At 45.2% G+C, this 25,109-nt stretch carries 8 protein-coding genes; 7 read left to right on the top strand and 1 reads right to left on the bottom strand.

Annotated features, from left to right (window positions below):
• Positions 1-55: 55 nt before the first annotated feature.
• The 6 genes from F0361_RS00545 to F0361_RS00570 all read left to right on the top strand — a co-directional run bounded on the left by F0361_RS00545 (position 56) and on the right by F0361_RS00570 (position 11,227).
• A complete protein-coding gene (locus F0361_RS00545) occupies positions 56-5,518 on the top strand; it encodes a T9SS type B sorting domain-containing protein (protein WP_154916773.1) in 5,463 nt (1,820 codons plus the stop codon).
• Between the two features lie 2 nt (positions 5,519-5,520).
• Positions 5,521-6,468, top strand: a complete 948-nt coding sequence (locus F0361_RS00550) for a PorP/SprF family type IX secretion system membrane protein (RefSeq protein WP_154916775.1) — start codon at positions 5,521-5,523, stop codon at positions 6,466-6,468.
• 10 nt (positions 6,469-6,478) lie between these two features.
• On the top strand, positions 6,479-8,389 hold the full coding sequence (locus F0361_RS00555; RefSeq protein WP_246160780.1) for an OmpA family protein: 1,911 nt from the start codon (positions 6,479-6,481) through the stop codon (positions 8,387-8,389).
• Between the two features lie 106 nt (positions 8,390-8,495).
• Positions 8,496-9,530, top strand: a complete 1,035-nt coding sequence (locus F0361_RS00560; RefSeq protein ID WP_154916777.1) for a COX15/CtaA family protein — start codon at positions 8,496-8,498, stop codon at positions 9,528-9,530.
• A 27-nt stretch (positions 9,531-9,557) separates the two neighbouring features.
• Positions 9,558-10,055, top strand: a complete 498-nt coding sequence (locus F0361_RS00565; protein WP_154916779.1) for an IS1096 element passenger TnpR family protein — start codon at positions 9,558-9,560, stop codon at positions 10,053-10,055.
• Between the two features lie 113 nt (positions 10,056-10,168).
• Complete coding sequence (locus tag F0361_RS00570) at positions 10,169-11,227, top strand: nucleoid-associated protein (RefSeq protein ID WP_154916781.1); 1,059 nt, start codon at positions 10,169-10,171, stop codon at positions 11,225-11,227.
• A gap of 113 nt (positions 11,228-11,340) precedes the next feature.
• On the opposite strand, the gene F0361_RS00575 is transcribed toward F0361_RS00570, so the two are convergent.
• On the bottom strand, positions 11,341-12,405 hold the full coding sequence (locus F0361_RS00575; protein WP_246160781.1) for a hypothetical protein: 1,065 nt from the start codon (positions 12,403-12,405) through the stop codon (positions 11,341-11,343).
• A 229-nt stretch (positions 12,406-12,634) separates the two neighbouring features.
• Between F0361_RS00575 and F0361_RS00580 the strand changes: the two genes are divergently transcribed.
• Complete coding sequence (locus F0361_RS00580; RefSeq protein WP_154916784.1) at positions 12,635-25,078, top strand: T9SS type B sorting domain-containing protein; 12,444 nt, start codon at positions 12,635-12,637, stop codon at positions 25,076-25,078.
• Positions 25,079-25,109 lie beyond the last annotated feature (31 nt).

Here is a 25,109-nt window from a genome sequence, read left to right on the forward strand (position 1 = left end):
CACAATTCAACAAAAACCAGGTTGGAAAAGGGAATAAAATTAGGATTGTTAAGTAATGGCCAAACCAATTAAAGACCAATTGACCAAAACAAATCTTGGGAAACGGTTTTTTTTATTTTTATTACTATTAGTCAGTTGTTGTCTTTACTCACAACAAACCACTACCTGGACCCCTATTAATTTAAACACTTGGGAATCCTTAAGTTCTGACGGTCTTGTCCGTGTAGAATGTAGGGTAACAGGGAGTGTACTGATATCTGGAAATGAGACCATGGGCTGTACTTCGGACAACACCTATAACAATCCTACACCGGACGTTTTTGGAAGTCCGTCCCTTGAAATTTCCGTTGCATCTTTATTGACGGGTACTTTGGAGTTTCATTTTTTTGATGCAACCACTGGAAATCCGGTTTACCTTACCAATCCATTGGTAAATGTTGATAAGGTAGGTACCTATGGTATTTTGCCGTTTCCACTGTTGAACGGGACAAATACCGGAGTTTTTACCTTGACCAATGAAACTTGGACCAATATTAGTAGCAATGGACCCATTTTTCAATCAAACAACACACAATTTCAAATTGATGCGGGTGCCCTACTCAGCTCCAATGGCGGCGAGTGTGGAAATGGTGTGGACCAAGGTACAGGAGGAGGGACAATGCGTATGGATGCTCCAGTTCAATCCATCGAAATGGACGTATCGGTTTCCGGAAGCCTAATCAGCTTTAACGAAAACGTAGAATTTGTGCTATCCAATCTGATAATTGCTGAACCTTCCATTGAAGTAACCAAAACAGTAACCGAAAATTATAGCACGCCCGTATCCATTGGTGATGCGGTCAATTATACGATTCAAGTAGAGAACACGGGTAATGTGGAAATCATAAATATCGAACTCACCGATACTTTTACGGATGCCAATGGAAACCCGTTGACGTTAACCAGTGCCCCTTCTTTCATTTCTGCAACTATGGGTTCTGGGGAAGGAACTTTACAAGCAAATGAAATAGCCACCTACGCTGCTGGATATAGTTTTGATGGAAATGCAATTGATGCCGGAGGGGTTATTAATCAGGCAACGGCAACGGGAGACAGTCCATACGGGCCCAAAGACACTTTTGATATTTCCGATGACGGAATTGATTCGGATGGAAATCTATTGGATGACCTTACCGAAAGTTTCTTTCCAGTACCTCGAGACGATACGGCCACAGTTGAAGAAGATGATTCCGTGAATATTTTAGTTACTACCAATGATGATTTTGGTGGGAATGGTCCCAATACGGGTAGTATTATTTTAGTAAGCACACCGACCAATGGAGCAACTGTATTGGATAATAATAGCACACCGACCAATCCCGTGGATGACTATTTTACCTATACTCCCAACACTGATTATTTTGGTTCTGACTCCTTTGTTTACGGAATTTTGGACTCTAAGGGACACACACAATATGCAACGGTGACGATTACCATATTTGCTTGTCCGGATGCTGGTACAGACGGAGTATTAAACATTTGCCAGGGCGATACGTTCGACAACAACGACCTTTTCGCACAATTAGGCGGTTTGCCGGATGCCGGCGGGATATGGACCGACAACGGCGACGGGACACATACCTATACCGTACTTGCGATAGCTCCATGCACAACTGATGACTTCAGTATCGTGACCGTAACCCAACAGGCACAGCCCAATGCCGGGACCGATGGCATTTTGAACATCTGCCAAGGGGACACTTTTGACAACAACGACCTTTTCGCACAGCTCGGAGGTTCGCCCGATACCGGGGGGACATGGACCGACAACGGCGACGGGACACATACCTATACCGTTCTGGCAACGGCACCGTGTTCGACCGATGATTCAAGCATAGTGACCGTAACGCAACAGGCACAGCCAAATGCCGGGACCGACGGAACGTTAAATATTTGTCAGGGTGATACCTTTGATAATACCGACCTTTTCGCACAATTAGGCGGTTCGCCGGATGCCGGCGGGATATGGACCAACAACGGCGACGGGACACATACCTATACCGTTTTGGCATCCGCACCATGTACGACCAATGATTCGAGTACAGTGACCGTGGTGGAACAGGCACCTCCCAATGCGGGCACAGATGGTGTTTTGAACATCTGCCAGGGGGACACTTTTGACAATAATGACCTTTTCACACAGCTCGGCGGCTCTCCAGATACCGGAGGGACATGGACCGATAACGGGGACGGGACACATACCTATACAGTTTTGGCATCCGCACCATGTACGACCAATGATTCGAGTACAGTGACCGTAACCCAACAGGCACCTCCCAACGCCGGGACCGACGGAACCTTAAATATTTGTCAGGGCGATACCTTTGACAATTCCGACCTTTTCGCTCAATTAGGTGGTTCGCCCGATGCCGGAGGGACATGGACCGACAACGGCGACGGGACACATACCTATACCGTTCTGGCAACGGCACCGTGTTCGACCGATGATTCAAGCATAGTGACCGTAACGCAACAGGCACAGCCAAATGCCGGTACCGACGGAACGTTAAATATTTGTCAGGGTGATACCTTTGATAATACCGACCTTTTCGCACAGCTCGGCGGCTCTCCAGATACCGGAGGGACATGGACCGACAATGGTGACGGGACACATACCTATACCGTTCTGGCAACTTTACCTTGTACGACCGACGATTCGAGTACCGTGACCGTAACCCAACAGGCCCCTCCCAACGCCGGTACCGACGGAACCTTAAATATTTGTCAGGGCGATACCTTCGACAACAACGACCTTTTCACACAGCTCGGCGGCTCTCCAGATACCGGAGGGACATGGACCGACAATGGTGACGGGACACATACCTATACCGTTTTGGCATCCGCACCATGTACGACCAATGATTCGAGTACAGTGACCGTAACCCAACAGGCACCTCCCAACGCTGGAAGCGACGGAACGTTAACTATTTGCCAAGGGGACACCTTCGACAACAACGACCTCTTTGCTCAATTAGGTGGCTCGCCCGATAACGGCGGGACATGGACCGATAACGGGGACGGGACACATACCTATACAGTTTTGGCATCCGCACCATGTACGACCAATGATTCGAGTACAGTGACCGTAACCCAACAGGCACCTCCCAACGCCGGGACCGACGGAACCTTAAATATTTGTCAGGGCGATACCTTTGACAATTCCGACCTTTTCGCTCAATTAGGTGGTTCGCCCGATGCCGGAGGGACATGGACCGACAACGGCGACGGGACACATACCTATACCGTACTTGCGATAGCTCCATGCACAACTGATGACTTCAGTATCGTGACCGTAACCCAACAGGCACAGCCCAATGCCGGGACCGATGGCATTTTGAACATCTGCCAAGGGGACACTTTTGACAACAACGACCTTTTCACACAGCTAGGCGGTTCGCCCGATACCGGGGGGACATGGACCGACAACGGTGACGGGACACACACCTACACGGTACTTGCAACTTTACCCTGTACGACCGATGATTCAAGTACGGTGACCGTAACGCAACAGGCACGGCCGAATGCAGGGACCGACGGTACCCTGAACATCTGCCAAGGGGACACCTTCGACAACGACGACCTCTTCGCACAGCTAGGCGGTTCGCCCGATGCCGGGGGGACATGGACCGACAACGGCGACGGGACACACACCTACACGGTACTTGCAACTTTACCCTGTACGACCGATGATTCGAGTACCGTGACCGTAACGCAACAGGCACGGCCGAATGCAGGGACCGACGGTACCCTGAACATCTGCCAAGGGGACACCTTCGACAACAACGACCTCTTTGCTCAATTAGGTGGCTCGCCCGATAACGGCGGGACATGGACCGACAACGGTGACGGGACACATACCTATACCGTTCCGGCAACCGCTCCATGTACCACGGACGATTCAAGCACAGTGACCGTGGTGGAACAGGCACCTCCCAATGCGGGCACAGATGGTGTTTTGAACATCTGCCAGGGGGACACTTTTGACAACAACGACCTTTTCGCACAGCTCGGCGGTTCGCCCGATAACGGCGGGACATGGACCGACAACGGTGACGGGACACAGACCTACACGGTACTTGCAACTTCACCATGTACGACCGACGACTCCAGTACCGTGACCGTAAACCAACAGGCACCTCCCAACGCCGGGACCAACGGCACCTTAAATATTTGTCAGGGCGATACGTTCGACAACAACGACCTTTTCGCACAATTAGGCGGTTTGCCGGATGCCGGCGGGATATGGACCGACAACGGCGACGGGACACATACCTATACCGTACTTGCGATAGCTCCATGTACAACTGATGACTTCAGTATCGTGACCGTATCAATAAATCAGACAGATTTAAATAATAATGGTATTGCAGACTGTACCGAAACAATTCCAGTTCAGATTATCATCAATATTGATTCCATCACTGCTGACAATATTATAAATGAACAGGAGTCTCTTGAAACCATAACTATTACCGGTAACGTATCCGGCGATTTTAACGAAGGAGATATCGTAACGTTATCCATTAATAACAGAAACTATACAGGAGCGGTAGACTCCAATGGCAATTTTAATATTTCTGTATCCGGAAACGATTTGGTGTCGGACATTGATACTAGTGTCCTAGGAACAATCACTACTATAAATAATAATGGAAATACAGGTTCGGCATCCGTACAACATCCATATACCATAGATACGGAGGCACCTTTGGTGGAGAGTTTTACTACGAGGGACAGTTTCCCAATTTTACTAGGTTCCGGAAGCTCGAATGAAATTATTACCATTACCGTTACCATAGACAATATCGCAACTCCTATTATTTATGTCATCAATACGGATATCAATGGTATTTGGGCGATAGATACATCAACCGAAGTTCCGCATAACGGGAGCTTTCCTACTATAGATGCTGAAGCAATATTGAGCATAACCGCAACGGATATTGCGGGGAACACAGGAATTGGAGAGGTTATTATCATATTTGAGAACGTACCATTAACTGCGGATAGTGATAATGATGGCCTGCCGGATGATGAGGAAGTACGAATAGGTACGGACCCTAGTAATCCAGATACCGATGGTGACGGGGTGGTGGACGGACAAGAAGTATCTGATGGAACCGACCCATTGGACCCTTGCGATTCTGTCGGAGGAACACCCCCTACAGGTTCAACTTGTGAACTATATGTAGAACTTGATTTGGTTAAACCTGGAGACAACATCAATGGTAATTTTGAAATAATCAATATTGAAAGATTTCCAAACAACACGGTTAAAATTTACAATCGCTGGGGCGTAAAAGTTTGGGAAACCCAAGGTTATGAAAATATTACCAATGCATTTAACGGTATATCTAATGGCAGAACTACCATTATGCAAAACGAGGAACTTCCATCCGGTGTCTACTATTATGACATTCAATATGAAGCACAAGGAGAACAGAAATTGTTAACAGGATATCTCTATGTAATCAGATAGGTATGAGCAGTAATAAAAGAAATATCCTTTTTTATTTTACCCTTTATATGGCGGTACAGTTAGGTTTTAGCCAACAAGATGCACAGTATACCCAATATATGTACAACACACTTTCGGTTAATCCAGCTTATGCAGGTTCCCGAGATGTTCTGAGTATTGCGTTATTACATAGGTCCCAATGGTTAGGAAGGGACGGAGCGCCAAACACACAAACTTTAAACGTGCATGGACCTACCTCTGACCGAGTTGGTCTGGGATTGTCAATCGTACATGACGAAATTGGCAACAATACCACCCAGAACACTTATGTTGATGCTGCATTTTCCTACACTATAAACACCTCTGAATCCGATAAAATATCCTTCGGACTAAAAGCAGGAGGTCATTTGTTAAACGTTGATTTTAATAATCTGAGAAATTACAGTGCCAGTGCCAACACAATTACGGATACTGAATTGTACCGAAAGTTTACCCCTAATATTGGCGCGGGAATCTATTTTCATAACAACAAATTCTATACGGGTCTATCTGTCCCGAATATTTTACAGACCGAACATTTTGAGAGCGCGGGAGGAAATGACAATTTAGTCTCGGTGGATAGAATGACATGGTATCTAATTTCCGGATATGTTTTTGATCTATCCGAATCGTTAAAATTCAAACCTGCCTTTTTGTTGAAAGCTACCCCAGGTGCTCCGCTACAGGCGGATGTATCTGCCAATTTTTTAATGAACGACAAATTCACCCTTGGTGCGGCATACCGCTGGGATGCTGCTATAAGTGGTCTATTTGGTTTTCAGATGGCAAAGGAGTTCATGTTGGGGCTTGCCTATGATAGTGATATATCAGAATTGGGTGGGACCAAATTTAACAACGGCTCTTTTGAAGTGTTCTTGAGATATGAATTCATTAAAAAAGATAAAATCGATTTAACCCCTCGATTCTTTTAAAATACGAAGCATGAAACTCAATTTACATCACATAGGGATGATTTTATTACTGCTTCCGGTTTTCGCTCTGTCACAAAAGAAAACCAAGACCGCAGAAGATAATTTTGACCATTATGGATATATGGTGAACATGTCCACCTATGAAGAGTTGAGCAAGCAAGGGTTGACTGATGAGGAAATATGTAAGAACCTTGGAAATACGGCCTATTTAAATGCCAAATACGATGAGGCTACGTATTGGTTTTCAAAACTTTTTGAACTGAACGATAGTTCCATAGATTCAGACTATTTTTATCGTTATGCCCAAGCTTTAAAGTCGACCAAAAATTACCGCGAATCCGAAATTTGGATGAACAAGTTCAAAAAAGCCAATACGAACGATGTTAGGGCATTGAAACACAGCGAAGATGAAAATTATCTGAAAGAGTTGATGGCACCATCAATGGAGTTCACAGTCGAAAATTTAAGTTCCATCAATTCAAAGGAATCGGACTTTGCACCATCCTTTTATCAAAATCAGCTCATATTTTCAACCGCAAGGGACTTGGAAACTAGTAAAAGAACCTCAACCCCCTATTTGAATCTATATCAAGCTACAAAACCGAACGATGGAAAATATAGTACCGCCACCTCCTTTGATAAGGAACTAAAATCAATGGCCAATGAATCGTCCACAAGTTTTTCTAAAGATGGAAAAACGGTCTATTTCACTAGAAACAATTTCAAAAAAGGTGGTTTCAGTAGGGACAAAAAAGGAATAAGCAGGTTAAAAATTTACCGTGCAACATTAAACTCGGGTCTATGGGGGAATATTGAAGAACTGCCCTTTAATAGTGATTCGTATTCCGTAGCACATCCTTCAATGAACGAGGAGGGTACAAAATTATATTTCTCATCGGACATGCCTGGTTCTTTAGGCGCATCGGACATTTTTGTGGTAGACATACATCCCGACGGCTCTTTTGGAACCCCAGAAAACTTGGGCCCGAAAGTAAATACGGAGAGTAGAGAGTCTTTTCCCTTTATTTCCGAGTCCGGCATTTTATATTTTGCATCGGATGGTCATCAGGGGTTAGGTGGTCTTGACATCTTCTCTATCGATTTAAAAAAATATGATAATGTTACTAATCTCGGTAATCCCATAAATAGTCCCTATGATGACTTCTCGATGGTATTTGACGAGGAGCGGACCATCGGTTTTTTTGCTTCCAATCGGCCCGGTGGAATTGGAGGAGATGACATTTATTACCTGAAGACCATAGACTGTATGGTCACTATTTCTGGGATAGCTACCGATAAGGATAGTGAAAAAGCGATTCCAAACGTAATAATGACCGCTTATGATGCATCTGGTGGTACCATTGGGGAAACCATAGCCAATAGAGAAGGTGAGTTTGAGATACAAATACCTTGTCAGGAAAACCAATATTCAGTTGTCGGAAATCTGGAAGGTTATGAAGAAGGATCACTTTTGCTTTTCACATCACCAAATGAGAAATATATCAAGAATGTCAAAGTTGAGATGGAGGAAAGCAGCAAAAAAGCCGTATTGGGTGCCGATCTTGTAAAGGTCTTAAAATTAGATCCTATTTATTTTGACCTCAACAGTTCCTATCTTCGGGAGGATGCTTTTGAAAACTTGGACAAGGTCGTTGCCTATATGCAGAAAAGACCGGAGGTAAAGGTTGAAATTGGATCTCATACCGATAGTAGAGAGGAAGACAATTACAATCTATGGTTATCGGACAGAAGGGCAAAAAGAACCGTCTCCTATATCATCTCAAGAGGAATTGACGAGAATAGAATTTCCGGTAGAGGGTATGGTGAAACACAATTAATAAACCGATGTGCCAACGGTATTATATGTTCTGATAAAGATCACCAATTAAATAGACGCTCCGAATTTATTATTGTAGATTAAATCCCTATTTTTCAATTGATTTGTCGTAAAGGTGAATTGGGTGAAAAAAATGGGGTTTCCCCATTATTTTTTCAAAAGAGTGGTAATTTTGTATAAAGACTCCACCATGAAAATAACCTTTAGAAAACTTGCCAAACTAGCACTAATACTAGTGTATCTGGTCATTGTAGCAGGTGCGGTCGTACGTATGACCGGAAGCGGTATGGGTTGTCCGGATTGGCCAAAATGTTTTGGGTATTATATCCCTCCCACGGAAGCTTCTGAACTCCAGTGGCAACCGGAGAGCCCATATAAAAAAGGTCAGGTAATCATAAAGGATGAAACATTACGGGTAGCAGCCAAGGATTTTATATCCACTTCATCTTTTGATGAAACTAATTGGCAGATGTATACGAAGCATGATTATGCAATTTTTAACCCTTGGCATACGTGGATAGAATACATTAACCGACTCTTTGGTGCCCTAGCGGGTTTGGCTACCCTTGCTTTGGCCTTAAGTTCCATCACCTACTGGAAAAAACAAAAAAGAGTCACCATTTTCTCATGGCTGGTAGTATTTGGCATGGGTTTTCAGGCCTGGCTGGGGGCCACCGTAGTATATTCCGTCTTGGAACCTGTAAAAATAACCTTGCACATGCTTATGGCCTTGATCATCGTGGCAATACTACTTTATATTATTTACAGGGTAAACAATGAGGACAAGAGAATCATTTTTGACAAAACAATACTTGTTTTAGCTTGTTTTGCATTGATTTTGACCATCGTTCAAATAATTCTTGGCACGCAGGTCAGGCAGTTTGTGGACCATCAGATTGATATGGTAGGAGATACCGCTAAGAGGTTATGGCTGGCAGACCCAACATGGGTATTTTATGTACATCGAAGTTTTTCCATTATTGTCATTCTTTTAAATGCCTTTTTAGCCTACAGAATCTTCAAACTAAATCTAGGACATGTAAAAATCGTCTGGATTCTATTTCTCCTGGTGGTCGAGGCGTTCTCAGGAATGGCCATGTATTACTTGGATTTTCCCTTTGCCAGCCAACCGTTGCATCTCGTGGTAGCTTCCATTTTGTTCGGGGTGCAGTTCTATCTGGTTTTAGATGCCCTTAAGCCAAAAACAAGTCTCAATTCTTTGTAACTTTGGCATCCCACAAATTAATTAGGTATGGTCTATAAAATCAGGATAATACTGGATGCCGAAGAGGATATCTTCAGGGATTTGGAAATTGAAGCCCATGATACGTTGGAGGAATTTCATAATGCGATAACCCAAGCCTTTGGCTTTTTGGGGAACGAAATGGCATCCTTTTACACCTGCGATGAAAATTGGAAACAGGATGAGGAAATCGCCCTTTTCGATATGAGCGAAACAGGTTCTGATGTTCGATTAATGAACGAAACTTTTTTGGAGGATGTGTTGACCGAGGACAGTCCAAAAATGATCTATGTTTATGACTTCTTGAATATGTGGACCTTTTTTGTGGAACTGGCGGATATCGTGGAGAAAGAAGATGGCCGACCCTACCCCAATATATTGTTCGGCTTTGGGGAACTGCCCGAGTCGCCCCCGGAAAGAAAATTCGAATCTGAAAACAGTGCCTTCGACTTTGACGATACCTTTGAAAACTATGACGACCTCGACTTTGATGAGAATTGGAATTAGTTAGTTGTTAGTTGTTAGTTGTTAGTTGTTAGTTGTTAGTTGTTAGTTGTTAGTTGTTAGTTGAAGTAAAAAACATTTTACCTCAAAGCAATCCATTTAAACCATAAAATTTCATGATCAACTTATATGCCACCCAGATCGAACATATATCCATACACAGGGTAGGAAACAAAAATAAGGGCGAAGGAATATTTTTGTCCGCAGAACCGTTTGCACTAAACGACGAGACTACAGGTCTATTAAAAGAATACTTTTTTAAACCTTTTCGTGAAAAGGAGGAGAATTATTTTAAGCTCTCAAACGACGTGGATGTAGAATTCAACGAACTCTACAAGTTGGCCAGCACCGTTTTTCAGGATACCTCAAATGCACATGCGGCCTCCAAAAAAATAGCAACCTTATTGTTTGAACAGTCCAACCACCCCCATATTAAAAGCGGCGAGGTATATGTGACCTATTTGACAGGAGTGCATTTGGACAATGAAAAGGTTGACGCCTTGGGTATATTCAAAAGCGAGCTTAAACATGACTTCCTACAGTTCAAGGAGAATGAATCCAATTTGGACATTATCGTCCAACAAGGCATCAACATCAATAAGCTGGACAAAGGATGCCTGATCCTTAATGTCAACAAGGAAGATGGATATAAAGTACTCTCGGTTGACAGTAATAAATACGATACAAAATACTGGTTGGAAAACTTTTTGGGCGTGGAACCGCTGTCCGATGACAATTTCAAGACCAAGAACTACTTAAAATTCTGCCAGAACTTTGCCAAGGACGTGGTTTTACCTGCCGAAGACAAGCAACAAGAAGTGTTGTTCATGAACAGGGCCGTAAACCATTTTGCAAAGAACGACGCCTTTGAGGAAACAAATTTTCTAAACGAGGTTATGGAGAACCCGGCCCTGATACCGGAATTTAAACATTACAAAGTTGAGAAAGGCCCAAAATACAGTATTGAGGATGTTTCCAATTTCGATATTGCCAACAAGGCCGTTTCCGATGCTCGAAAAAAGATAAAAAACGTAATAAACCTCGACACGAATATCCAAATCAAATTGGATTTTATCAATCCAGAATCCGCCGAAAAATTTGTGGAAAAAGGTTGGGACGAGGAGCGACAGATGTATTACTACCTAGTCTATTTTAACAAGGAGCAGAAAAGTTGATGGTTGATGGTTGATGGTTGTAAAGATAATCATCTTAAATTCATATAGTTACATTCCTCACGCCAAATTTCTTTGGTATCCCAACCTAAAAACTAACAACTACGAACTAAAAACTATATTTTGATATTCTGCTCAATAATCTGTTTCATACTGACATCCTCATAGTTACGGCGTACAAAATTTAAGGCAAGGTCAAGCACTTCGCCCATCGTTTTGCATTTACTGAAATTCGAATCAGAGGTCAAGGTGCCAATCTGTTCCTTCAAAAGGGCGATATTCTCTTCCGTAGAAATCGTATCCTCCTTACAGATTGCCCGTAGTTTTTTGATTCGGTTTCCGGAACTAAGAATTCGCTTGGCCACCATGGAACGCTCCTCCAATTTGTATTGGTCGACCGAATCCCTAAGCAGTTTTTCCCGTACCATTTCTACCATTTGATAATTTTCCTTGAAAAACTGGGGTCGGTATACCTTTAGTTTTCCTTCAAAACACTGTTGGTCAAAATCGATGGCACGGATTTTATAGACCACATGGTCAAAATCATGGGTTGGTACGATGACATAATTGTAAGAACGCATATCTCCAAGCAACCGTATCATACATCGCTCATTGAATTTGACAAATTCCTTGGCAAGCTGGGCTTTTTCCGGTTCGGAACACTTGGGCAGCATATTTTTGATGAACTCATCGCCCGGAATCCCTGCGATGTGCTCCTCGATCAGCGTATCCTTGTATACCAAAAAGTTCAGGTTATAGGGAGAAAGCATGTGCTCCAATTCCAGCCCATAGATACGGGAGGCATCGGTACGTTTTATGTAGAAATAGGTAAAGTTGTCGTTCAGAATATTTCGGATCTTAATTCGAAAAGGTTTGGAGTTTCCAAAGGTGCAAAAGTCCACCGCATCCACATTTAGGTATTGATGGATGTTGTTACTACCATCGGAATGTAAAATCGAATAGACTTTTTTAAGACTATCGTCTATTTCCTTTCGGTCAAATTCGGAATAATACACCCGTATCCAAAGGGTATCCTCATCATTGTTGTCATACACCACGACCGAGCCTGAAAATCGGAGCAAATCATCATAAAATATCGGAATTTCGCTTTTCCTGTTGTAGTGTTTTAGATAACCGTCCAAGGCCTCGCTAACGGGATAGGCCGGCTTTTTTTTTGACATTAATTTTTCTTCCATGACACTTCAATTCATTCTTAAAGATACAACAATCGAAACACTAAGGTAAACAGCTCCTTTTATCGATAGGCAGTTGAAATCATTGGGTTTACTAATAACCATACTACAATAAAGCTTGCAGATACCACAAGAAAAATGGCATTGGCAACAATACATTGCCCATAATACTGTAATGAGTTTTTTTTGGGAGTTGTAACTCACGCTTTTATCAAAAATGAAAAGAATTCTCTTTGTTTTATTACTAGTCTTAGGGATAACCGGTAACGCGCAGTTGAGCGACCTTCACTATTTACCACCCTTAAAACAAGGACAGAACAACCAAGGTATACAGGAACAGGCAATCTATCTCTCCACGCCTGAGCCTACTACATTTACGGTAAATGCCTACAGAGGTACAAACCCAACCCCAATAGCTTCCTTTAACATCTCAAATATTAGTCCCGCCACTTGGACTCTGGCCAATGGAGATAACAATATTACCTTGGTGAACAATGCCAATACAGGCGTTGTTCTAAACAACAGTGGGTTACGTTTCGAATCCCCAAGCGGCAATCGATTCTACGTTAATTATCGAGGAAAATCATCTGCCCAAGCTGCATCATTGACGGCCAAAGGTAGGCAGGCAATGGGTACCCGATTTAAGTGGGGCGGTGTTCCCAATTTAGGGGGTAGGCACGCATCCAAATCCAATACCTTGGGTATCATGGCAACAGAGGATAACACTACGGTACGCGTATTTGGATATGATCCCAATTGTACGTTTCGTATTGGCAATAATGCAAACGCCATTACAGCCGATACCTACACCATCACTTTAGACGCCAACGAATCCTTTGTTTTTGAAAACTATATCGGAAATGTTAATCCGCCTTCTCTAGCGCAACAGCAAGGATGGATAGGAGCATCTATTGAATCCGACAAGAATATTGTTATAAGTAACGGCTCGGTCAACTTTGGTCGTCAAGTAAACAATAGTAATAGGGATGCGGGTATCGATCAACCGGTTCCTGAAAACCGACTCGGAAAAGATTATGTTTTCGTAAGGGGCAATGGTAATACTAATGGATGGACGGAATTTCCCTTGCTCATCGCTACGGAGGACAATACCCAAATATTTGTCAATGGCAGTACAACTCCATTGGCTACTCTTAATAACGGTGACTTTTTTGAAGTTCCCAGTAGTTATTATTCATCCAGTACTGTAGGGGCTAATATGTTTGTGCAAACTTCAAAGAACGTATATGCCTATCAATGTTTGGCCGGAAGTAGCGGTGCTCAAACAGCGGGATTGAACTTTGTGGCTCCTGTAAATTGTTTGTTACCCGATGTCATGGACAATATTCCGGATATTAGGAACATAGCAGGAACAACTGTTACTGGTGGAATCACAATAATTGCTGCAGTTAATACCCCGGATTCAAATATATCGATAACGGATGGTAATGGACCTGTTACACTACCGCCATCAAGCCCAGTGGCGGGATCTTCAGAATGGAAAACCTTTTATGTTCCCAATTTGAACGGAAACGTGAGCGTGCAATCCACCGGACCCATGGCCGTTGGATTTTTTGGTGTAAACAATAATCAAGGAGTCGCAGGTTATTTCTCTGGATTTGATACGGTGCCAGAGGTTACCTTGGAAATTAGAGGAGGATCTGGATGCTTTGTAGGTTCTGAAATTTTTGAAGCAACAAGTAATTTCGATGCGTACCAATGGTATGAGGATGGTGTTTTAATTCCTGGGGCAAACGGTCCTAGTTATGCTCCTACTGGAGCTGGTGACTTCTTCGTAAGAGGTACCAAAGGACCTTGTACCTATGATAGTAATACCATTCAGGCGCTTTATTGCGACCCGGATGTAGTCCTAACCAAGACCGTTGACAATGATGAAATCATGGAAGGGGAAACGGCCACTTTTACGGTACGGGTAAGAAATAATGGAATTGGACCCCTTACAAACCTCCGAATTACAGATAACATTCCAGCCGGACTCACCTTGGAAAATGCTTTTACCATCCATGGTACTTGGAGTGGTAGTACATGGAATATTGGCACCTTGAATGGCGGGGACGTCGCACAACTAGAACTTACCGTTCGCGCAGATGAAATCGATACCCTACCTCTTTTAGGTTTAATAAATACCGTTACCAATACCCAAGACCAAACGGATACTAATACCACACCGGACAGCCCTACCGCATTGATTACGGTCCATAACGATACGGACAATGACGGCGTCAGGGATATCACTGATTTGGATGATGACAATGACGGAATTTATGACGAGGATGAATGTGATACCTTGGCCTTCAACATCGCCAATGGAAATGGCCATACCAGCCCTTTGGTCAGTGTGGACAATTATCTGATCGTAGATATTTTCAGCGTGGATAACTCGTTTAATCTAAACCTAAACGGGAATGATGTAGCGGGTGAAATCCAGTTCCAATTGGGTGCGGCAGGAAATTTTGCACGATTTACGGATGGTACTACCTACGGACAGGCCGGAAACCCAAATATTTGGACCGTAAACAGTTCCAACGGAAGCCCAACGATTAGGGTGATTATTGATCAATCCGGACAATTTCAGATTTTTGGGGCAAGAAGCTCCAACGGTCCTTTGGAACCCATGTTCTTGGACACGCCACCGGCACCTGTTTCATGGAATCCTTCTGGAAGTAATTCGTTCACCATTGGCCAACAAGTGGTAGGACCAACAAATATGCGGGGTGTACTATTGACCGCAGGTTGCGATACCGATAATGATGGAATTCCCGATCATTTGGATTTGGACAGCGACGGCGATGGCTGTAGCGATGCCAACGAATTTTATAAGGATGGTAATGCCGATGGTGGCGATGATGGTGTATATGGGGCAGGTGTTCCTGCAGTAGACCCTACTGACGGAACCGTAAACGCGGCATCCTATGTTCAGGTGTTCGCTCCTGAAATTTTGCTGGGCAACACCTCAGAAAACTTGGGTGGGGCATCCCTAACGGGACAGTCCATAAACTTAGGCCAATCGTTCCAATACGTGCTTCGTTTTCAAAATACGGGCGATGACGATGCCACAAACTATTCCATACGAAATATACTTCCAGCGAATGTAGCCTTGGATGGCATCAATACTTCCGATGCTCCGGGGGTTACCTCCAACCACGATCCTGTAACCAATGAAATCGTATTTCAAGTACCGGATAATTTGGTGGAAGTGGGAGACCCTGAGTATACCATACGTATTATGGTGACCCTTTCCGGAAATTGTTCAGATTTTGTGGATGCCTGTTCGGGCACCCTGGTCAATGAGGCTTATTCTACCTATCAGGGTACATTGAATCCCGCCACCTTTACGGATGAGGGCGGGGCAAATTCAACCTCCCCTTGTGACGTACCTCCTCAAGTTGCTACCAATGACATTTTAAGTGATTTGGCAAACTGTAACGTGGCACGTACCGTTCAGCTATGTGGTGATTTCGCCATCTTAACCGCAGGAAGTGGTTTTGCCACCTATACCTGGGCCATCGACGCCAACGGCAACGGACAAATAGACGCCGGGGAACCTGCGATCAATGATGGTAATCCGGACAATAATCCCGCGACACTTTTGGTAACGGATATTGGAAACTACATCGTTGAAAAATCCGGTGCTTCCGGTTGTTTGGATTTGGTGGAACTGATTACCGTAGAACGTTTTGGGACCACCCAGACCAACCCCATTATCGACTATTTCAATATGGTTAACGCGGACCCCAATCCGGATAACGATATCCAAGGGGAAATCGTAACCTGTTCCATCGATGGGGACTTACTTCCCAAAATATTTTTGTGTGGTGAAAATGACGAGGCTACCCTGCAATTGGGCATTTCCGATGCCCAGAGCATCGTTTGGCAAAAATTGGACGAAGGCAGTTGCTCGGCTACGGGAGATGATTGTGCAAACAAAAATGGGACCTGTACTTGGACAAATATGGCCGTACAGGACAATTTTACCATAACCGATAGCGGTGAGTACCGCGTAGTCATCAATTATTTGAACGGATGTTTTAGCCGTTTTTATTTCAACGTGTTCAAAAATACGTTGGATCTTGATTATACTTCGGATGATATTCTTTGCAGTACGCCAGGTAACATTCGTATCACCAATGTTGGATCGGGATATGGTTTTCAGTTGGTGGATGCTTCGGATGATTCCGTTGTCGTACCTTTTTCGGCCAACAACGGGCCTAGTTTTGATATTACGAACAGCGGGTCTTACTATGTGGAAGTAACACAGCTAGATCCAATTACAGGAAATCCAATGGACGGTGCCTGTATTTTTACCACAGAGGATATCGGGATTTTGGAGCGCGACTTCCAGGTAAACATTACAACCGTTGCGGCGGAATGCGGTGCCCCGGGAGCCATTAACATCCAAGCCTTGAACGTATTGCCAAATTACAGTTATGAACTTCGTTTGGACGACGGCAGCAACGGTGGATTGGGCACTTTTGTGGACAGTCAACTGATTTCCCCTGATAATACCTATTCGTTTACCAGTGTAAATGCCGGTGATTATATCGTAATCACCACTACCGATGATGGCTGTACCGATACCCAGAACATTACGGTAGCGGAAATACCGGAACTTACGTTAAGTGCTGTTACTACGGATAACATTACCTGTAATCCAGGGGTAATCACCTTGACCCCAAATGGTGGGCAACCCAACCCCGACTATTTTATGGCCATTTGGAGCAAGGATGGAACCGATCTGTATCCAAGTCCGCCAAATATGCTGAACATTCTGGTAACGGATATCCAGACGGCCAGCAACTTTACATTTTCGGATGCTTCAGATGCAGGAGTTTATGAATTCATCGTGTTTGACGACAGTGGATGTTATGCCATTTCGAATTCGGTGGAAATCGAATTTTTGGGTACTCCGTCCATATCGGCGTCCCACACGGACATCATTTGTGCGGATTCGTCCACATCATCCTTAACGATAAACGTTACGGGCGGAACGTCGCCCTATCAATACAGTTTGGACGGTGTAACCTTCCAAACCCAAAATACCTTTGTAAACCTTCCTGCCGGGTTCTATACGATTTCCGTTATGGATTCCAGCGGAACCCCAACGTCCAGATGTATCGAAACCCTGGAGTATGAAATTGACCAGCCCTTCCGTTTGACCGCCTCGGCGGCCATCGTGGAAGATGCTTCGTGCAACCCAAGTGGTGCCTTGGTCAAGATTTTAAATGCCAGTGGCGGTGAGGCCCCCTATGAATATAGTTTCGACGGCGGAAGCAATTTTGCTGCCTTGAACGAGCGATACCTAATGCCGGGAACCTATCAATTGGTCGTACGCGACAATTTAGGCTGTAGCTATGATATGGACCTAACGGTACCGGCGCCGGCCGCGGATCCCAATCTTTCCTACACGGTGGATTATGACTGTGATGGCTTGGGAACGATCACGATAAATACATCGAACACGACCGACTTTGACTATACCTATACCCTCAACGGTACTTTGAACACACCCGGGGATAGCAATATTTTTGGTGGTGTAGCGGCGGGTACACACACCGTTACCATTGATTATTCAAGTAGCATAACACCCGATCAGACGACCTTGTTCTTTGAAAACTTTGGGGCAGGACCTAGCACCCAGATCGGTGAAATTGGTCCGGATTATTGCTTTGAACCCCAAAACGGTTCCTTGACCCCATGTAACCGTGGACCTGCAGGAATATTGGTAAACGGAGAGTATACGGTTACGAATTTTGTGACCAATCCTTTGACTACCTTGACCAGTCCGCAAGATCATACCGGGTTGACCGATGGCCGCTTCCTGGCCATCGATATCTCAACGTTCTCCGATACGGGTAGCCCCGTATTGAATTCCATTCTTTGGGCGAAAAGGAATGTTGAAGTATTGCCCAATGAGGAAATCACCTTGAATTTCTGGGCCTACAACCTCATGAACTTGGGTGGTGCAGGTAACAATCCAGAGGTGTTGATCGAGATATTGGATAATGGTGGTACTGTAATACATAGCGAAGTGGTGCCGGAAATTCCAAAAAACATCAGCAACACAGATTGGCACGAGCGTACCATTACCTTTAACCCAGGTGCCAATACAGATATTGATATCGTCTTCAGGAACAATGTGAACAGCAATGATGGCAATGACCTTATTTTGGATGACATTACAGCCTTTCAAGTGCCTTCCGTTTGCCCGACCAGTCAAGATTTGACCGTAGTCGTTGAGGCCAACCAAGCTTTTGAAGCGCAACTATTGTCGGTAACCGACCCAAGTTGTAACGGTTCTGCGGATGGATACATTCGTTTTGAAGTGGACAACTTTACCAGCGGCATTGGTTTTGAGTACTCTTTGGACGGTACCAACTGGACCAGTTCCTTAACGTCTCCTGTGACCACGGCCGCAAATTTATCCGATGGTAGCTATACGGTTCAAGTGCGAAAATTGGACGATACGGCCTGCGCCGTTTCCTTCCCGATTACCTTGACGGAACCATCGGCCATTATACCGGCTTTAAGCCAGATATCGGACTATACCTGCTTTAACACAGGGGCTACTTTGGAAGCTTCGGCATCGGGTGGAAACCCAAGTTACGAGTACCAATTGGAGAACACTGCAGGAACAGTGATAGCTCCTTATCAGACCAATACACAATTTACCAATGTGCCGGATGGCGATTATCTGGTTCGTGTTCGGGATACGAATGCCTGCGAAGTGTTATTGACCCTGACAAGTGCAGTAACGGTGACCCCTCCTGCGGCCATCGTGTTCACGACCACGCCTACGGCATGTTATTCCGGTACCAACGATGGCTCTATCGTAGTGGATGTTACGGCAGGTAACGGGGATTATGAATTTAGGATCAACGGAGGTCCATGGATTACGCCAACGCCAGCATCGGCGATTTCCTATACCTTCTCTGGGCTTTCCGCCGGTAGTTATGATGTTGAAGTAAGGGACCAATTGGGTTGCCCAACCGCACCCAACACCCAAACGGTGGTCATCAGTCCGCTTTTGGAGTTGGATGTGGACATCACACCGCTTAGTGCCTGTGGCGATGGAATGATTACCGCCACGGCTACGGGAGGAAACGGCACCCTATTGTACGCCATCGTACCCGCAAATACGAGTCCGGCAGGCTTGTACAGTGCCACAAATACCCTTACGGTTACCGAGGCCATGGCCATCGCAAACCCAGCTGGCTGGGATGTATATGTCCAAGACAACAATGGTGCTCCGGCCATATGTACGGCAGTTCGAGAAGATATTATTTTTACTCCGGTTACCGCATTATCGATTAGTGCCGTTCCAACAGACCCAGAATGTTTTAATGGATTGGGAGCAATAGATATAACTATATCGGGTGGTACAGGCCCTTACATCTACACCTTAATGGACCTAACACCTGCTGATGGAATCGACTATGGCAGAAACAGTTCTAACATTTCTGCACTTTCATTAACCTACAATGGCATTGGAACGGGCGATTATCAAGTCACTATCAATGATACCAATGGTTGTACGGTAGTCTCTCCTATAGTAACAATCAATAACGCCGTGGAAATTACCGCGGATATCATTCCGATATTACCCGCAGCTTGTAACGACCCAGATCCATTGGAATATGGATTTGAATTCGCCAATGTCGTTACGCCAACCGGTACAGTCGAATACAGTGCCGATGGTGGAACTACATGGCAGGCTTCCAATGAATTGCGAGGCTATGCCTCCGGTACTGAGGTTTTCCCTTCCATTAGGGTTACTTTGGCCAGCGGAACGGTATGCCAAAAGGATTTTGACCGATACATCATTCCATTCCCATTGGACGACTTGGATATTACCCTCTCCGCCATCATTATAGGCTGTAACGATTTGCAAGTAACCGTTGAGGGTAGTGAAGGAAATCCAATTCCTGGTTATGAATATACCTATACGGATGACCCTGCCAATTTCAATACGTTTGCCGCCAATCCGGCCGTATGGACGGCACCCTTGCCGAGCGGTACAGCCCATACCTTTGCGAACATCGATCCGGTCACACCGCAGTATCCCGAAGTGCCCTTGCTGGTTCCCGGTAGAACATACGTGTTTTACGTACGGGACGGGGCCGGATGTATCAGACAAAGTAATGTCAACGTAAACGAGATTCCGGGCATCAATCTGCCTATAGAAATCACAACGGACATACAACCCAGTTGCGATAGTTCAGCAAATGGTGTCATCACCTTTAATTTGAACCCTACAACATCCTATCCAAACATGCGATGGGAGATCTATGAACTTGGCAACACCACGCCTATAGAAACCAGCGGTGGAATCGTAGCTTTTAATAGTAGCATTACCACTTCCGTACCCCTAGCGGAAGGTGAATATTATATGGATGTGATCCAAGTGGACGGAAGCAATGTGGATGCCTGTAGGGGCGCGAGTGAAAACGCTTACGTGCCGGAATTGGCACCATTATCAGCGACAGCTACGGCCACCAGGGATATTTCCTGTAATTTGCCAGGGCTCATTTCGATTACCGGAATTACAGGAGGCGGTGGGGCTCCCTACTCCTATGACATTACCGGTCCGGCCGGGTTTACGGCCTTGACGGGCACTTTGGACAACCCGGTGGAAATTCCTGTGAATTCCCCAGCAGGGAATTACACGGTAACTTTATTTGACCAATACGGTTGTTCCTTCGTGACCAACACGGTGACGATGAGCTTAACACCCAACCCAACATTGAGCGTGACCCAGGACAATTGTGTCTCGCCCATTACGGTGAACGCTGTTGGAGCTTCGGCCGCAGGTAACCTTCGCTATGCGATGGTGATCAATGGCAATCCGGCACCCACGACCTTTGAAAATAACGGAGGTGTGTTTACCAATGTAATACCGGGAGCCTATGACGTATATGTTATGGACGGAAATGGATGTACCAATGTTGAAAGCAATTTCACGGTAAATCCGGTGTTATCGGCAGATGCAACCCTAACTAAACTATTGGATTGTACCGCATCGCCCGATGCCATAATCGGTATCGAAGTCTTGGCCGGTTCTGGTAGCTATGAGTACAGTATCAGCAATACTGCGGGTGCCCCTGCCGTACCTCAAGGTCCGGTTCCTGGGACTACCTTCGATTATCACGCGCCAATGCCAGGTACCTATACCATTACCATTTACGATACCACTACGCCCAATAGTGCGAGCTGTAACCGAAACTTTACCATCAATGTCCCTAACAGGGTCGTACCGGTCATCAAACCGTCGATCATTGCGAACGATGTGAGCTGTTTTGGTGCCAGTGATGGAAGTATTACCATTAGTACCACCAACGGCGCGGCAGCTCCGTATACTTTTGAGATTACGTCCATGGACGGTGCCGCTATCAGTATTTTGCCATCGAGTACGACGGGCAATTCTGCCACCTTCACAGGATTGGCCCCTGCCACGGCAGGTGGTTATGTGGTGACCGTAACGGGAAATCCCGCTACGAACAACTGTTCCGTGGATAGTGTGGTCATTCCGATTGGTGAGCCTGCCCTTATTAGCGTACCTGCGCCGACCGTAGTCGAATTTGGTTGTGCCAGCGGTAATACCATGGACAACGCATCCATTTCCATTAGCGGGGTTACAGGTGGTAGCAACAACTACGTACGTTATGAGTTTATTGAGGAGGACGACCCAAATACCATGGCCGTAGAGGCACCGGTAACGGTACAGTCCGGAACAAACCCAACATACATTGAAACAGATATTGCCGGAGGTATGTATACCATCAATGTATATGATGACCAAGGTTGCTTGGGAACTACCACGGCGACCATAGCCCCCTTCGATTTGATGGGCACTCCTAGCGTTCATGTAGTTAGTCCGATCAGTTGTCCGAACCCGGATGAGGACATTTCCATAGACATCGTTAGCAACATGACCAGCTTCGCGACCCACCCGGCCAATTATCAATTTAGACAATTGCCCTCGGGCGCCTATCAGGCAGGTAACACCTTTTCGAACTTGGCCGCGGGCACCTATATCTTCGCTGTTTTAAATGTGAATACGGGCTGTGAAGTGACTGTATCCCATACCGTTGCGGCACCCAATACTTTTGATATTACCTTGAGCAATATTACCAACGTCATCTGTTTTGGCGATGATGGAAGCATAGACCTCAACGTGGCCGATGCCACCTATACCGGAGACTACAACTGGGAAATCATAAATGCCGATGGCACTCCGACGGCCAGAACGGACGATGCCGGTACATTGACCGGTTCAGGTACCGTTGCCAACATTCCGGCAGCGGCAGGCAACTATATCGTTCGGGTAACGCAAGTGGCATTCCCGGAATGTTTCCAGGAAAGGTCATTTACGATCAATACGCCAACGGCACCGATAACCTTGAACCCAATTGCCTTGACCGACGTTGGTTGTTCCAATGACCAAGGTGAGGCGACCATTATGCCAGCGGGCGGACAGGGACCGTATACCATAACGCTTACCCCTGCTTTGGGTACACCGGTAACACGAACCAATGTGTACAGTCATGTTTTCCAAGGATTGGGCGCGGGTACTTATACGGTCAGTGTTACGGATGCCTTGGGTTGTAACCAGCTTACCGGCACCAACAGCTTTAGTTTGGTGGTACCGGACCCCATAACCGGCAGTTCGTCAAGCACCGCTTTGGTCTGTGAGGGTGATACAGATGCTTCGATTACGGTGACCTTGAACCCAAGAAACGTAACGACCAACTACAGATATGTACTGAACAAGTATGCCGAAGGGGCAAGAACGACCTTGTTGAGTACCTCTGTTTCCCAAACGAATCATACGTTCAACAATTTGGGCGCTGGTTTCTATAGTGTTCTCGTCACCGATGATATGGGATGTACCGCTACCTTCGATGAGGATATAATTGAACCTTCAGATGTGGAGGCCTTGTTGGTTACCAACCAGCCCATGACCTGCCAGAACGGTGCCGAATTGCTATTGGTAGCTTCGGGCGGAACGGCCCCTTACCAATGGAGTGTTGATGGCCTTTCGTTCAGTCCAATGAACGAGACCATTACTTCAGATACGCATTTGTTCACCAATGTATCCGCCGGAAATTATCGGTATTACATCATGGACAGCAACAGCTGTGTATCCATCCTCTCCAATTCCGTTGGTGTAGAAAATATACCTCCGCTAACGGTGGACGTTGACCCATCCGCAGCATTCATCAATTGTAACGGGGATGCGACCGCCGTGATTTTGGCAGACGCCGATGGCGGATTAGGAAACTATCAATTCGCCCTGTTCAGGGATGCGGCCGCCACGGATCAAGTGCGACCCAACCAGAACAACGATACGTTCGCGGATTTGCCTATGGGAACCTACTACATTAGGGTACAAAGTGGGGATTGTGAAGTTATTTCACAAGTGATACAAATCGACGAACCGGCACCCTTGGTGGTAACTCCTGATATTACGGAAATCAGTTGTTCCGATGCCAATGATGGAGCCATCACCTTGGATGTTCAAGGGGGAACGGGCAATTATCAATATGCCATTTCACCCAACCTGAACCAATTTGACGGTCAAAATACTTTTGATGAACTGGAAGAAGGTTCGTATACGGTAATTGTGCAGGATGGCAACGGTTGTTTTGAAGTTGTCCAATTTGAACTGATTGCACCGGAACCATTGGAAATGGAGACTTCCAGCACACCGGAGATATGTGCCGGTGATGGGGACGGAACCATTTCCATTACCGTGACGGGAGGTACGGCGCCATACAGTACCGCACTAAATTCCAATGGGGATGCAGATTTTGTACAGGACCGTCTGCTCTTTGAAAACTTGGCCGGAGGTACGTATATCGTTTTTGCAAGGGACGCCAATGGGTGTACAACCAATCAGACCATTACTGTTGCAAACGGTGCCAACCTCAATGCCACTGCAGAGGTAATCTATGAATGTTCCGGGGATACTCCGGACAATAGAATTCAATTGGTATTGGAAGACCCAAGTGTGGCCGTTGATGTACTGTATGCCTTGGATTCAAACGACCCCAATGATTATGTGCTAGAACCAAATTTTGCCAATTTGGCTCCCGGAAGTCATTATATTCTATTGGTACATGCCAATGGCTGTACAAACACCATCGACTTTGAGGTGCAAAGTTTTGAACCTCTGCAATTAATTTTAGAACAGAACAATCTAAATGAGATTACGGCGGTGGCATCTGGCGGAAGTGGTGATTACACCTTCTATTTTGGTGATCGAAACAATGGGGAGGACAATACCATTTTTATTACCAGAACGGATACCTATACGGTACGCGTTGTAGATGTCTATGGATGTGAAGCGATGGCCACCATTTTCATGGAGTTCATCGATATTGAAATACCCAACTTCTTTACCCCTGATGGGGATGGACAAAATGATCGATGGATTCCTAAAAATATTGAGCAATACCCAGACCTGTTCATCAAGATTTTTGATAGATATGGCCGTGAGGTTTATCTACTTGCAGACGATAGGAACGGTTGGGACGGACTATATCAGGATACCGATCTACCAACTGGAGATTACTGGTATATTCTGAAACTAAACGGTGAAGAGGACAAGCGGGAATTCATAGGACATTTTACCTTATATCGTTAAACCCAACCAAATTATATGGTAAGCCCGTGCA

The sequence above is a fragment of the Maribacter flavus genome (genome assembly GCF_008386635.1).
Taxonomy (GTDB): domain Bacteria; phylum Bacteroidota; class Bacteroidia; order Flavobacteriales; family Flavobacteriaceae; genus Maribacter; species Maribacter flavus.

What these genes read in the sequence shown, in the direction of transcription:
- F0361_RS00550 (WP_154916775.1), top strand. Translation starts at nt 5,521, where the DNA reads ATGAGCAGTAATAAAAGAAATATCCTTTTTTATTTTACCCTTTATATG.
- F0361_RS00575 (WP_246160781.1), bottom strand. Translation starts at nt 12,405, where the DNA reads ATGTCAAAAAAAAAGCCGGCCTATCCCGTTAGCGAGGCCTTGGACGGT.
- F0361_RS00570 (WP_154916781.1), top strand. Translation starts at nt 10,169, where the DNA reads ATGATCAACTTATATGCCACCCAGATCGAACATATATCCATACACAGG.
- F0361_RS00560 (WP_154916777.1), top strand. Translation starts at nt 8,496, where the DNA reads ATGAAAATAACCTTTAGAAAACTTGCCAAACTAGCACTAATACTAGTG.
- F0361_RS00555 (WP_246160780.1), top strand. Translation starts at nt 6,479, where the DNA reads ATGAAACTCAATTTACATCACATAGGGATGATTTTATTACTGCTTCCG.
- F0361_RS00565 (WP_154916779.1), top strand. Translation starts at nt 9,558, where the DNA reads ATGGTCTATAAAATCAGGATAATACTGGATGCCGAAGAGGATATCTTC.
- F0361_RS00545 (WP_154916773.1), top strand. Translation starts at nt 56, where the DNA reads ATGGCCAAACCAATTAAAGACCAATTGACCAAAACAAATCTTGGGAAA.
- F0361_RS00580 (WP_154916784.1), top strand. Translation starts at nt 12,635, where the DNA reads ATGAAAAGAATTCTCTTTGTTTTATTACTAGTCTTAGGGATAACCGGT.